The sequence below is a fragment of the Marinilactibacillus piezotolerans genome, assembly GCF_900114235.1.
Taxonomy (GTDB): Bacteria; Bacillota; Bacilli; order Lactobacillales; family Carnobacteriaceae_A; genus Marinilactibacillus; species Marinilactibacillus piezotolerans.
This window is the reverse complement of record NZ_FOSJ01000004.1, coordinates 1-14,030: the sequence shown is the minus strand read 5'-3', so window position 1 is coordinate 14,030 and position 14,030 is coordinate 1. Positions and strand designations below refer to the sequence as shown.

13 protein-coding genes, 1 riboswitch and 1 other annotated feature are annotated in these 14,030 nt (G+C 35.2%); of the genes, 2 read left to right on the top strand and 11 right to left on the bottom strand.

Annotation, left to right across the window (positions count from 1 at the left end):
- Positions 1-11: 11 nt before the first annotated feature.
- The 7 genes from BM212_RS01795 to BM212_RS01765 form a co-directional block, all read right to left on the bottom strand.
- Complete coding sequence (locus BM212_RS01795; protein WP_072694643.1) at positions 12-323, bottom strand: V-type ATP synthase subunit F; 312 nt, start codon at positions 321-323, stop codon at positions 12-14.
- Complete coding sequence (locus BM212_RS01790; RefSeq protein ID WP_072694642.1) at positions 316-1,317, bottom strand: V-type ATP synthase subunit C; 1,002 nt, start codon at positions 1,315-1,317, stop codon at positions 316-318. Before BM212_RS01790 ends, BM212_RS01795 begins: the two co-directional genes overlap by 8 nt.
- Positions 1,318-1,330: 13 nt before the next feature.
- On the bottom strand, positions 1,331-1,912 hold the full coding sequence (locus BM212_RS01785) for a V-type ATP synthase subunit E family protein (RefSeq protein ID WP_072694641.1): 582 nt from the start codon (positions 1,910-1,912) through the stop codon (positions 1,331-1,333).
- Between the two features lie 96 nt (positions 1,913-2,008).
- Complete coding sequence (locus BM212_RS01780) at positions 2,009-2,482, bottom strand: V-type ATP synthase subunit K (RefSeq protein ID WP_072694640.1); 474 nt, start codon at positions 2,480-2,482, stop codon at positions 2,009-2,011.
- 23 nt (positions 2,483-2,505) lie between these two features.
- Entirely contained in the window at positions 2,506-4,461 is a 1,956-nt protein-coding gene (locus BM212_RS01775; RefSeq protein ID WP_091895730.1) for a V-type ATP synthase subunit I, read from the bottom strand.
- Positions 4,448-4,774: a hypothetical protein gene (locus tag BM212_RS01770; protein WP_072694638.1), complete on the bottom strand. Its 327-nt coding sequence runs from the start codon at positions 4,772-4,774 to the stop codon at positions 4,448-4,450. Before BM212_RS01770 ends, BM212_RS01775 begins: the two co-directional genes overlap by 14 nt.
- Before the next feature lie 40 nt (positions 4,775-4,814).
- Positions 4,815-4,861 (bottom strand) — a sequence feature (sodium ion sensor (DUF1646 type); this cis-regulatory element may regulate processes involved in with the transportation of sodium ions).
- A gap of 310 nt (positions 4,862-5,171) precedes the next feature.
- Positions 5,172-6,038 (bottom strand): DegV family protein, encoded by an 867-nt coding sequence (locus BM212_RS01765; RefSeq protein ID WP_087058587.1) that lies wholly within the window; start codon positions 6,036-6,038, stop codon positions 5,172-5,174.
- Positions 6,039-6,384: 346 nt separating this feature from the next.
- Here BM212_RS01765 and BM212_RS01760 point away from each other — a divergent pair, with 346 nt between their 5' ends.
- Complete coding sequence (locus BM212_RS01760; RefSeq protein ID WP_091895727.1) at positions 6,385-6,717, top strand: hypothetical protein; 333 nt, start codon at positions 6,385-6,387, stop codon at positions 6,715-6,717.
- A 56-nt stretch (positions 6,718-6,773) separates the two neighbouring features.
- Here the strand turns inward: BM212_RS01760 and cls are convergent, their stop codons facing one another.
- From cls to BM212_RS01745, 3 genes are all read right to left on the bottom strand, one after another.
- Positions 6,774-8,228, bottom strand: coding sequence for a cardiolipin synthase (cls, locus tag BM212_RS01755; RefSeq protein ID WP_091895724.1), 1,455 nt, complete (start codon positions 8,226-8,228; stop codon positions 6,774-6,776).
- Positions 8,229-8,456: 228 nt separating this feature from the next.
- Positions 8,457-9,026, bottom strand: coding sequence for an energy-coupled thiamine transporter ThiT (thiT, locus tag BM212_RS01750; RefSeq protein WP_072694635.1), 570 nt, complete (start codon positions 9,024-9,026; stop codon positions 8,457-8,459).
- An 87-nt stretch (positions 9,027-9,113) separates the two neighbouring features.
- A riboswitch (TPP riboswitch) is annotated at positions 9,114-9,220 on the bottom strand.
- A gap of 28 nt (positions 9,221-9,248) precedes the next feature.
- On the bottom strand, positions 9,249-10,928 hold the full coding sequence (locus BM212_RS01745) for a ribonuclease J (protein ID WP_072694634.1): 1,680 nt from the start codon (positions 10,926-10,928) through the stop codon (positions 9,249-9,251).
- A 206-nt stretch (positions 10,929-11,134) separates the two neighbouring features.
- Here BM212_RS01745 and BM212_RS01740 point away from each other — a divergent pair, with 206 nt between their 5' ends.
- Positions 11,135-12,139 (top strand): biotin--[acetyl-CoA-carboxylase] ligase, encoded by a 1,005-nt coding sequence (locus BM212_RS01740; protein ID WP_091895721.1) that lies wholly within the window; start codon positions 11,135-11,137, stop codon positions 12,137-12,139.
- 89 nt (positions 12,140-12,228) lie between these two features.
- Here BM212_RS01740 and ltrA read toward each other — a convergent pair whose 3' ends face one another.
- On the bottom strand, positions 12,229-13,527 hold the full coding sequence (ltrA, locus tag BM212_RS01735; protein WP_232226883.1) for a group II intron reverse transcriptase/maturase: 1,299 nt from the start codon (positions 13,525-13,527) through the stop codon (positions 12,229-12,231).
- Positions 13,528-14,030 lie beyond the last annotated feature (503 nt).

Below are 14,030 nucleotides of genomic sequence, written 5' to 3'. Positions count from 1 at the left end.
TTCGTACCCTCCTATAGAATATTTTGACCCACAGCTTTTTCGACATTTTCTTGGACACGTTTCTTCCCAATGCCGCGTGAACCAGCATGATTCGGGATCAAAATGACGGCAGGTGTCATCTTCGCATCATATCTTCTAATAGTGTCTGGAATCAATTCTGCCAATTGTTCAGTCAAATAGACAACACCATAATTTTTTTCTGCGAGTTTGTCAATGATTCGTCTAGCCTCTTTTGCTTCTGTAGCAAAATGCACATCAAAACCGAGCATTCGAAATGCCAAAACTGACTCTCTATCTCCAACAACACCAATATTGTTAGGCATAATTCAATCGCATCCTTTCTCTGATTCCATCGGCAGAAACGCCGTTTTCCTTACCAGAAAGAATAAGTCGCAGGTTTTTGACTTCTGTTTCTTTTGCGTAAATGTAAGCAACGATTGGTAATGGACCAAAAGCTTCTAATTTTGCATTTTGCATTATTTTCATATAAGCATTATCTGTTTCAAAATCAATTTTCACTGGTGAAATTTCATTTGTTGCAGAATCTACAGAAGCTTCGATGATAGATCTGTACTTCGTATTCATTAGAGAACTTGCAGCTGAACTAAGATCCTTAGTAGCGATCTCTAATAATTTCCCTTTAGGTATAGATCCAGAGCTAGACAAAATGGTTAATAAGAAATTACGCGTTCTATTTTGTCTCATTGCACGTATCAATGTAGATAGATTTTGAAAATCAATGAACGTCTCTACCATTTCCGGGATTTTCGGTTCATTTGTTTCATCAGCAAGAATGCGCATATGAGTGAAATAACGACGATCTAAAATAATATCTACTGCCTGGGCATTCTGATATTGATCGTAGTCTTCTTGTACTTCGTGTATGCTATCTAGATAAGGCTGAGGCAAAATATCAGAATCACCTGTTCTCACTGCTTGTCTCAATTCAGATATGTCATATCGACCAATAGGAATGAATAAGTGATCTAGTTCCTGATCAGTAAACTCTTCTTTGAAAAGAACTTTAAGATTATGATAAGCATAACGCAGTCCGAACAACTCAATTAGAGCTTTGTTCGGACTTATGTTGAATAATTCATCAAAAGTCTGATGTAATTCATTCATCAGCATAGTGTCATAGTTCTTATCTTCTTTTATCCGATCAACATCATTTCTATACGGAGTTTCACGTAATACATTCACAGCATCCTCAAAAGAATCAGCTGCAAGCATACGATCATAATGTCCCCGATTCAGGAGGTTATTTTCATACACACGAATGAGTACATTACTTGAACCATAAGCGGTATCTTTCAAAATTTTCTCCTCCTTAAACAAATAATTCTTTTGTTATGATTGGAATCAATTCTGACTTAGCATCATCAATCAACGCATCAAACAAGAAATTGTATTCAATTCCATCTTTTTGAACTAGCACTCCTGCTTCATCATTTACAGTTTCATTAGATAGTGTAGCTTGTAAATCAGACCCAGTGTTTTCATTAATCCACTCTTGATCTACAAGATTTACAGTTTTTTCTCCACTGACAAGAGTCACTTTGTTTTCATTTTTGAATTGAGATAATACGCCTGCTAAGAAAACTTTATAATCAGCTTCGCTGATCTGATTCATTTCATCTTTAACATCTTTAATCACTCTAGAAAGAATGTCTTGCTTAGCCGCTAAAACATTATTTCTTTTTTGAATCTCTAAAGTATTTTTTCGAATTGTATAATTTTGTTGAGCTGCTTCATCGATTGCCAGCTTACGTGCAATTTTATCTTGCTCTTCTTTAACACGAGCTGCTTGGATTTCATCTTCAGCATCTTTACGTGCTTCTTCAACACGTTGACGAATAGCTGCTTTTTCTTTTTCAACAACTCTTTCTGTCAAAAGTTTTAAATCTGCCATGCTAACTAAACCTCCTTAGTAGTTCTTCTTTTCATAATAAATATAGACCCAATAAAAAGATCTATATTCGAATTAAGAAGCGATTCTATTATATAATTATAAGATAATCATTACTAAGGAAATAACGAAACCTAAAATTGCATAAGTTTCAACCATTGCTGAGTAGATAATCCCTTTTGTTGTGTGTTCAGGTTTTTGTGCCAAGATTTGCATAGCTGCTGAAGATACACGTCCTTGGTTACCACCAGAAGAAAGACAAGTGAAAGCAACTGGAAGTCCAGCTACAAACAAATACCAACCATCAGAAACCGCTAGATCCGGAGTGATTTGTAAGAAAATTAAAAATCCAATAACAAAACCATAAAGACCTTGTGTTGCTGGAAGCATTTGTAGTACAAGTGCTCGACCAAATGATTCTGGTTGTTCTTTAGTTAATGCTGCTGCTGCCTCACCTGCAATTGATACCCCGCGTGATGATCCGATTCCTGAAAAGATAACAGCCATTGCAATACCTAATCCGGCAAAAATTTGACCCATGTTATCTCCTAAAAGTGTTTGTAAAAATTCCATTATATTATTCCTCCATTTTTTAATTAAATCTTTTGTTTCAACCAAATATGTTTTTCAAGTGTTTTCAATGGTGTCAAGGGTTTACCGCCGCCCTCAAAAAACTTACCAAAGAACTCAACGTATTGCAGTCTGGATGAGTGTACATAAGCACTCAAGAATGACAGTGCAACGTTCATTGCTTGTAATGCAATAATTAGTAGAACACCGATCGTAAATCTGAATAAGGGTGGTAGATAACCTACTATAAGATTAAACGCCATAGCAATATTTGCACTTGCTACACCAAGAGCCATTAGTCGGGTATAACTGACAATATCACCGACATAACCAGTGACTCCGTACAAGTTATAAAGTCCCAATCCAAATCCTAGTGCTTTATTTTTACTTGAAATCGTAGAAACAACTACAATTCCAACTACATTAATTAAAGCTAGACCGATACCGATTTGAGAAACTAAAGGAATCCCGAAGACGATTGATCCTAAAACATAAATTGCAAGTCCTATCAGCATCATTGCCCAAGCATATCCATCTACATAACTGGACGCTCTTTGTCCCTGGCGCCCTTTAATGATTCCATTCATAATTAGTCCGAAAATCAACTGAATCACACCGATAATTACAGAGATAACCATAACTACTATGACGTCATCTTGTAATGAAAGCACATGGAACGGCAAGGATATTCCAAAGAAGCTACCGAAAAACAGTCCGAATGCCATTGTCGGATAAGATAAAATATGAAGGAACTTCATAAATCTACGAGTAGATCCTTCAATACCGGAAAGTTTCAAAGCTACAAATGTTCCAATTCCTAATAGTAAACCATACCCTAAATCTGCTCCAATCATTCCAAAGAATATCAAGAAAAACGGAAACATCAATGGTGTCGGATCAACTTCATTATATTTTGGCAAACTGAACATCTCGGTAATCAGTTCAAAAGGTCTAATCACGCTGTTATTATGCAAAACTATTGGTACTTGATCGAATTCTTCCATCTTGACATCATCTGTCATAACTACTACAGCATCTTCACCTAAGTCAGTATTAATAATGTGTTTTAAAGAATCAAGTTTCTCTTCTTCAATCCAGCCACTTGCTATAAATAAGTGCTTACTATTCAATACTAGATCTTTGGCTACTTCTCTTTGGCCAAGATTATAATAATATTCTTCAGCAAACTGTAAATCTCTTGCTACTGAACGCCATTCTTTCATTTCTTTTTTTAAAGCTGCTTCTTTTTCGATAAGAGCCTTTTGGCTATTCAAGTTTGCATATAAAGCATCTTCAGGTAAAAGTTCGAAAGGATACTTCAATTCTCTGAAACTTAATTCCGCTGTAAGTTTATTGAATTGCTCTTCCTGTTCTTTAGCAAGAATAATCATGTAGGCAATCTCATCACTTCTACTAAAGATTTCTTCATAGTACGCAGTAGATAACCCATCTAACCCTTCAATCAATCTAGGTGAATGTTCATTATCTACCGTTCCTACATGGACATTTAGAAGTTTTAAACCTTTAACTTCTGATGGTAGAAATTTCAATTCGCGCCATTTTCTTAAGAACGTTTCTTCTTCTTGTAGTGCTTTTTTACGTTCTTCGATATGGTTGATTTCTTTTTCTTTATCTTGTACCTGATTAATCAAACCTTCGATATCAGTATTTTTGACATGACTCTCTAACTCTTCTAACGAGAGTACTTCTCTCTTAGTTTTCAGTTTTTCAATCATACCAGGTTCAGGAATAAATTGGCTTACGTAAGATAACGCATGTTCAATATCTTGAAGCTCAGATTTATAATCTAAAGTTTCATTATAAGAATCAGCAACTTCGAATTGTTCTAATATATCTTCTTCTAAAACATCGGAAAGTGAAATGACTTCAATACTTTGCATCTCTTGAATAGATCGCAACAGCGTTTCTTTATTCTGTTGCTCAGCCATCAAAGTCAATTTTTTCATTTTAGCGATTGCCATATCGACGCACTACCTCCTCTGCTATTCGATTGGCTAGAGCTTGTTTGTTCTCTTGATAAGCCTGTTCGAACCGCTCTGCTTCTCTATCAGCGGATTCATCCATTTCAGCTTGGTCTTTATCTAGCTTAGTAGAAAAGATCTGTTGTTGCTCGGATTCGTATTCTGACAATTCAGCTTCAAGTTTAGATTGGATAGACTCTATTTCTTTTGCTGTTTCTAATTTAATTTGTTTTATTTCATCGTCAGCATCTCTCCGCAATTGAGAAGCGCGTTCTTCAGCCTCTTTAACATAATTAATTGCTTCACGGTTCATATCGTGCCTCCTTCCGCCAAAAAGGACGTGACTAACAAGCATCTTCTCACCCCAGAAGATATTTACCTTGAAAGCTCACGCCCAACCGCATTATTATTTATTTCAACCACGTGGTCTATATTACCATACGTTTTCTTTTATTGTCAATTCTGTTCCCTCACTCTTTAATGAGGATAAACAATAGACAACTCAAGGTTGTGAGCACTTGCAACTTCACTTTCTTTACATTATGAATCTATAATCAGACAATTTCTGTATCTACTTTATTTTCTTAACATCATTTTCAAAAAAGTGCTGATTTAGGGCTAATTGAGCACTAAATTTCTTTTAATAATTCAGTTTGTTTTCATTAAAATTGTTCATTGTGAATAAATAAGTGCCTAATTCAAATAAATGACTATTTCTCTTTTCCAAAGCTAAATACTGCTAAAGAACCAAACCCTGTATGTGAAGCTACTGTAGGACCATAAGACGTAATAATTACTTGTTTAAATTTCTGTCTACTTTCAAGTAATTTTTTTACATACTCAGCATCTTCCATTACACCAACGTGACCAATGAAAATTGTCTGATTTTCAGGCTCAATGATCCCTTCAAGAGTTTTATCCACTAAAAAATGTAAAGATTTCTTCCTTCCTCTAACTTTTGAAAAAGGTACTAATTTCCCTTCACTAGTCATGACAATAATTGGTTTGATACTTAGTATAGAACCAACAGTTGCTGCTGTGGCTGAGATTCGCCCACCGCGTTGAAGGTGTTTAATATCATCAACAGTGACCCATGAATGAACAGAGTTTTTGACCTCTTCTATCCACTCTACTACATCACTTAAAGACATTCCTTCCCTTTTTCTCTTGGCAGCTTCATAAACTAACAACCCTTGCCCTAAAGATGCTGCCTTAGTATCTACAATCGAAATTTCTACTGTACCGTATTCTTCTTTCAGGATATTAATTGCTTGCACTGCATTATTGTAAGATCCACTCAATTCTGAAGAAAAAGCTAAATAAATAACAGGCTTATCCTTCTCAATATATTGCTTGAACTTTTCAATATAAGTATGCACATTAACTTGAGAAGTAGAAGCAATTGCTCCATCTTTCAACCTTTTAAAGAATTGATCTTTATTGAACGTCAACCCCATATCATCGATTAGCTCTTCGTTTTCTATAGAAATAACAAAATTAAACACTTCTATATTGTACTCTTTCATTATATCTAAAGGAAGATCGCAACAAGAGTCTGTGATGATCTGATATTCCATATTCTCAACTCCTTTCTATGAAATCTACCATTATTATACTGATACAGTATCAAAATAGGAAGGGATTGCCCCTTTATTTCTCTCTTAAATATCTGAAAAAAAAGTTATGCAGTAAAAGTATAAAATATTTTATAAGTTATGATTGTTCATCATAACAATAAAAACGAACTTGAATCAGAAAAGAAAAATAAAGAATATATTGATTGTCTTTTTATCTTATCGTATCTATTTTAGATTTATTAATAGGTGCCAAAAATAGTATCTCTATATTTTTTAAAATTATTGTTGACATACTGAATGTTTGTTCGGTATAATTAATATAAACAAATGTTCGGGAGATGAAAGTATGGAGAAATTTGCAATAGAAAAAAGTACAATCATGTCTTACTTTAAAGAAAATTATTCAAATTCCATCAAGGGCAGCCCTTTTACACTTCAAAAACAAATGCCTTTGATGCAGTTGAGACATTTTATCAAACAAGCTGTCCACAAACAAAACTCAATTACTATTCAACTGAATCCTACTTTTCAACAAACTACTGTTTCAGAATGCACAGGAATCGCAAATTTTTCTCCTTATTCCAGCCAGCTAATTCTAACCAGCCGGGATAACAAGACGATTCATTTAATTAATATTGAACAAATCAGACATATTCGTTTAAACTCTAACCTTAGATAATTAAAAACGCCAGTTCCGCAGATTCTTGCAGATTTGGCGTTTTTTTATTTATTAGCTTATAATATAGGAGAAAATAATCGACTGAATTGCTGTTTGAATAATTCCCATTTTGAATAGTTTTTTATAATATCTTCAGTAAGTAAGTAAGATACTTCTATGTCCTTTTTAAAAATTTCAACTTGTTGCTTCGCTAGTATTCTATCATACATAAAAGTATTCACTTCAAAGTTCAACTTAAAACTCCTAATGTCAAAATTTGCAGTTCCAACTGACAATATTTCTCCATCGATCACAATTGTTTTAGCATGAATAAACCCGGCATCATAAATGTATACCTCAACCCCATTATTAACCATTTCCTCTGCATAACTCAGAGTTGCACGATATATAAAAGGATGATCAGGTTTATTAGGAATCATAAGCTTAACGTCAATCCCTGACAAACTTGCAATTTTTAACGTCTCCATAAGAGCCTCGTCTGGAATAAAGTATGGAGTTTGAATATAAACAGAGTGTTTTGCCATACTTATCATTTTAAGAAATCCTTTTTTAATAGCATGAACTTCATTATCTGGACCACTAGAAACAATCTGAAGATCTGTTGTACCTACAAATGAGGAAACCGGGAAATAGCTCTCTTTATAGCGAACCATCTGATTCTTGACAGAAGCATTCCAATCCATCAAAAATCTTGTCTGAAGAGGCAGTACTCCATTCCCTTTTATTCTAAGATGCGTATCCCTCCAGTATCCCATCTTTTCATAAAGTCCTAAATAGTCATCTCCAACATTAAAACCACCTGTGTAACCAATTTTCCCATCTATAACTACAATTTTACGGTGATTACGGTAGTTTAACCGAAAATTCAAGATATGCAATCTTGATCCAAAGAAAGGTTCAGCTTGTCCTCCAAGAGATTTCAGATGATCAAAAAAATGTGCGCCCACTACTCTAGCGCCAATCGGATCATAGAGAACCTTTACTTCTACCCCATTTTCAGCACGCTCTTCTAATGCGTTCAACAAACGAGTTCCGATTCCATCAGCTTTAAAAATATAATAGGTCACATGTATGTGGTGTTTAGCTTTATTAATATCTTTGATTAATTTATCAAATTTTTCTTTTCCATCTATTATGATATCTACTTTGTTCCCTTTAGTTAAAATTGATTCATTACTTTCCAGAAAAAGAGAGACTAATTCTAATGTAGTATCTAAATGTTTGGTTTCTGGTAAATCAAGGTTTTCTGTTTCAATCAATTGTTTTTGAGCTTCAACAAGCTGATTCATTCCGATTCTTTTCTGAGAACGAATATCAAAAATATTTTCTTTAGAAATTTTTCTTCCTAAAAATAAATAGATGATGAAACCAAATCCTGGTAACATTGTAATAACCAGCAGCCATGCCCATATAGCTGCAATATCCCGTTCTCTTTCTCTAAATACGGTAAATAACGCTAACCCAGAATTAATAAAAATAAAAAGCCAAAAAACTATTCTAATAATCTCCATCTCTATCTCCTTATTACTTTCGTCTCAAAACGACGCACAACTTGTTGTAAAATCAATTATTTTTGAGTTTCTCATCTAGTGTACACTATAGCTAGTTTACTCGTCCACTTATATTTTCAGTTCTTTTCATATTCCATATTCTTAATATAATGACTATGTAAAATATTTTGAAAAATGATAAAACAGCCTCTATTATTTAGAGACTGTTTTATCATTTTTTTGTTTTTTTTACTTCTTAATTTTCGGAACAAACATCGACGGTGCTCGGTTAAATAATAAAATTAGTACTACTACTGTGACAGCAATAGTGGAAAGCATGCTGGCCCCATTAAACAATAAAGAAAATGTTATAGGATCCAATCCCCATACTGCATAATCTCCAAAAAAGAATACTCCCGCTACAAAATGCCAGAACCAGCGAGCTAATGAACCAATAAACGTTGTTATGATAAGATATTTTTTAGCTGTTTGTGTTGATTGATCTTTTATACTTTGAATAATTTTTTTACTATAATATCCAGCAAATCCAACAGATGTAAATGCGATCGTATACTCAATAATAAATTGATATATATTCAATATATAAGCTGTTCCAGCTACTACATGTAAGATTCCCCATAAAAACCCAGCAAATAACCCAGGTAATGTTCCTCTTCTAACAGCAAAAAATGTTAATGGAATAGTTCCTAGAGATATACTGAATGACGAACCGATCCCTACTGGAATCAATGACAAAATCATTGCTATAGCTGCAAACAGTGTCCCTTCTAAATAAACTCTTAACTTTTCGTTCTGCATAAAAAAATTCCTCCTATAGTGTCTATATATACTAGAGGAGGAGTCAATTGAGTTAATCACAGCAAAAAAGTATACTCTATACTTATATACCGAATTTAGGTACTCTCCCTACGCACGTACGAACGTACAGGTTCAAAGGGTCTAGACTTATAGTCTACTCTCAGCCAATTCAATCGGCTCCCCTAGTACAATATAGTTAATTATGAAGACTCAATCAATCACTTAACTGAATCGACGGTTTTGGTTCACTTCCATTATAACAGGTAAAATGATCGGACGTCTACGAGTTTTTTTAAATAAGTGATTTCCTAATTCTTCTCGAATATCTTGTTTGATAGATCCCCAATCAAAATCATTATGTTCCAAATTTTTACGAACAACTTGTTTTACAATATCATTCGATTCATTGATCAGATCTTGACTCTCTTTGACAAATACAAATCCTCTTGTCACAATGTGTGGACCCGAAACAACCGTCCTTTTCTTTCTATCAATTGTTACGACAGCTACAAAGATTCCGTCTTCTGAAAGTAATCTACGATCTCTCAGCACAATATTTCCAATATCACCGATTCCGATTCCATCAATTAAAGTATTGTCAGCAGAGACTTGTCCAGTCTGGTTCATTTTACCATTTTGATAATTCAAAACATCACCGTTGCTTAAAATAAAAATATTTGAATTCGATATGCCAGTTTCATTAGCAAGATCTGCATGTGCTGCTAGCATACGATATTCTCCTTGAATCGGAATAAAGTACTCTGGTCTAAGCAGATTAATCATAAGTTGCAAATCATTTGGTGTAGCATGACCGGAAGCTTTCATATTATCAGATATATGTTTTACAGTTGCTCCTGCCCGGTATATTAGGTTTTCTGTTTCAGCAACTGTTACTTCCATTGAAATAGAAGGACTCGTTGCAATAAAGATAAGATCTCCAGATTTAATATTTACTTGACCATGATTTCCAGTAGCCATACGATTTAAAGTTTTGATTGGTTCTCCAGAAGCTCCTGTTTCAAGGACTAAAATTTGTTCATCATCATACTGGTCTATTTTATCCACAGGCACAATCAGATTTTCATCTGGTAGATTCAACTTGTCAAGTTTGATAGCTGTTTCAATGATTGCTTCTAAATTACGACCAGTTATAAATACTTTTCTGCCTGAGTCTTGAGCTGCATTTAATATTTGTTGAATACGTAAGATATTACTTGCTACTGCTGCTACAATAATACGGCTGCTTGTATCTTGAAAAATATCCAATACTTCTTCTTGAACTTTCTTTTCAGAAACGTTTTCTGATGTACTTTCTGCTTCATTTGAATCACTTAATAGAGCAAGCACACCTTCTTTGCCAATCTCAGAAATCTGAGAAAAGTCTGTACGATAGCTGTCACTTGCACTTTGGTCAAATTTAAAGTTTCCAGTATAAACAATGTTTCCTTCATCTGTTTTAACAGATATACCCATTGAATCTGGAATGGTGTGAGTTGTTCTAAAAAACTTCACCAAATTTCCATGAAAATCTATCTCAGTGTGCTCATCAATAACATGATAATCATCAAATTTTGTACCAAGATTGGTCTCTTTAACCATAAGTTTTGCCAAGGCAATCGTCAATTCTGATCCGAATACAGGTGCATTAAATGTATTTAAAAAATATGGTAATGCGCCTATTGCATCTTCATGACCGTGAGATAAGAAAACTCCAGCTATACGATCTTTATTTTCAAGCAAATAGCTAAAGTCTGGAATAACTGCATCAATTCCATATAAATCATCTTCTGGATACATTAATCCACAATCTAGAACAAACAGGTCCTCTCCTGATTCTACTACATATAAATTCTTTCCGTTTTCTCTTACTCCTCCAAAAGGAATAATCTTAATATTACTCAAATTTTTCACCTCTAAAAGTTGATTTACGTATAATTCAATTTATTTTTATTATTCTTGCAATAATTCATAATACATCCGTTCAATCTACACTACTTTAAGTATAGCATAGAAATTCAGTATTTCCTACTGGTATAAAGTCGACTTTTGTTCTTTAGAACTGTATACTAATTAATTGATGGAACTGATTTTAAGAAAGGTGTGCTACTGTGAATGTAATCGAAATGAAAACACTACTATTAGATCATCTAAATAAAGTGTATCCTCAAAGCGAAACAATCCAAATTCTGATGTCGCTTATTTCTTCAGATCAGGACATCCTAATTCAATTAGTAACAGAGTTATTACTAGAAGATAAAATGCCTTTAGTACGAATGCAGCAAGAAATTAGACTGCTCTATCCTATTTTGTCTATACCCGCAGTGCAATCAGGGTTAAAAACTCATTCATTAGGAAAACCGACACTTTTATTTCAAACAATTTCTTCTACAAATGATTATTTAAAAAATAATCTAAACTCTTTAGACAACGGAACTCTTATCTTGGCACATAAACAAAGTTTTGCCAGAGGTCGCTTAGGTAGAGCTTGGTCTTCTCCAGCTGGAAACACGATTTCTATGAGTCTTTTACTGAAACCCGAAAAAAACAATTTTAACTACTCGCTATTAACTCAATTAGCTGCGGCAGCTTTAATTAAAGCATTAACTTTTCATAATACCATTGCTGAAATCAAGTGGCCAAATGACATAGTTGTGAATCGTAAAAAGGTGGCTGGTATATTAACGGAAACTGAATATTCCGGCAACACACTTGAAGGGATTATTCTCGGCATCGGAATTAATACCAATTTGGATGAATCTGATATTCCACTTGATATAAGAGAGAAAGCGACTTCGTTAAAATCAGTTATAGGTCCTGTTGATCCAAATTCGCTTGTTTCGAGATTTTTAAACGAATTCGAACGACTTTTTGATGGTTGGATTACCACCTGGGATACGAAGCCATTTTTAGAAATCTGTCGTAACCATTCTGCATTAATTGGAGGCGAATACTGGATTGAAGAAAATAGAGGTATAAAATCTTCAAAAAGAAAAGCTAAAATTGAAACGATCAATGACACAGGTTTTCTTGTTGTAACTTATCTTGATACTTTCGAAAAAGCAACTTTAACTTCAACAAATTATTCGATTCGTGCAGATCATGGCTACATTTAATCACTATTTACAAATCGAGTAGGAGACAAGCCATTAATTGACTTGTCGACCTCTCACACCACCGTACGTACGGTTCCGTATACGGCGGTTCAATATCTTTTGTAAGCAGACTCCCCTAGGTGGCTTAGTGAAACTAAGCCCCACTGGTGGAGTCTTTCGTTTGTAAGTGCCCAATGAACTTCAGGCGTTTTGGATAGTCGCCAGTATTTCTTTCTTGAAAATCCAATCCGTTTTGCGCTATCCTCATCTAAACCGTACTCTAATAACTTCGTTATCTTTGTTTTCGGTCGTTTCCATCTTTTTAAGATAAGCTGTCTAAGTCTGTGATGTAACCATGGTTCTATCTCGTTTGATATGAATCTTTTGATAAATCCTAATCCAAAGTAGCCAATCCAACCTCTTGTGACTTGGTTGATTTCCTTTATAACAGTAATGAAGTTTCCTGGACGTTTACGACTCGTTAGCCGTTTTAATGTACGCTTAAACTTCTTCTTGGCTTCTTTTGTAGGAATAAAACGATAGGTTCCATTCACTTTCATCATCAGACAGCTCAAGAACTTTAAACGAGTGGGAGACCCCACTTTACTCTTTTCGTCATTGACGATAAGTTTGAGGTCTTTTTCAATAAAACGAGTCACACTTTTCATGACTCGTTCCCCTGCTCGTTTCGATTTCACATAAATGACAAAGTCATCTGCGTATCGAACGAATCGGTGTCCTCGTTTTTCAAGCTCTTTATCCAGTTCATGTAAGTATACATTGCTGAGAAGGGGTGACAATACACCACCTTGCGGTGCGCCTGTATGAGTTTCTACGAATTCGCCAGACAGGTCTGTTACACCACTCATCAAGAACTTACGGATAATCTTGAGTATCATCTTATCTTTGATGAACTGCTCAAGATGGTACATGAGTTTGTCGTGATTCAACGTGTCAAAGCATTGCTTTAAATCACAATCCACAACCACTTTATATCCTTCTTCATAGAACTTGGCACATTGTTTCAGCGCTGTATGTGTTCCTTTATTTGGTCGGAACCCATGACTTTGCGGAAGGAAATAGGGGTCGATATAGGGTTCAATGATTTGTTTGATCGCTTGTTGTACCACACGATCGCGTGCACACGGTATGCCAAGCTTGCGCTTCGCACCGTTTGCTTTCGGGATTTCAACCCGTTTAACAGGTTGAGGTTTGTATGTCCCATCAAGCAGCTTCTGCCTTAAGGGCAGATAATACTTCTCAATATGGCCTTCAACCTCAAAAACTGTCATGCCATCTACTCCAGCAGCGCCCTTATTTCGTCTAACGACTTGGGCTGCTTCGAGTAAATTTTCTTTTCTTACAACGAGCTCCATCAGTGATGGAGACTTACCATACATTTCTTTCATTTAACCTAGAAGAAAGCTCTACACATCTACATACTCTTTCGGTTCCACCTTATCCCTCCGCAGATTGCCAATGTTTCCATTGTTTTCTGTAGTCTTCGCTTCCTCTAACCTCCAGTCTTTACTTTGTATTTGATATTGTTCGGTCCTTCGGTACGTTTTCCCTACTATGACCTCGGCTGACTTCTGTCTATTCGTTGTTACTACGATACATCTGTATCGCTAGACAGATCTCCCCAGGTAAGGTGCGATAACCTTCCACTCATGTCACTGCCTCATTTACTGTAAGGGATTCGTGCAGTATTGGACTTTGTCTTGTTAGGCAGACTCATCCGTCCCTCTTCAGCCTTCATATAAGGTTTCTGTTCGTCAGTGCGAGTGTTTGCCTCCAGCTTCCTTTAGATTCCACCTCACGATGGACACCCTTGCTTTCAGCTAACAGTTCCTACTGCAAAGTCTGTAGTGGACTTTCACCACCAAGTTATCGCCCATGCCGGGCGCACCTA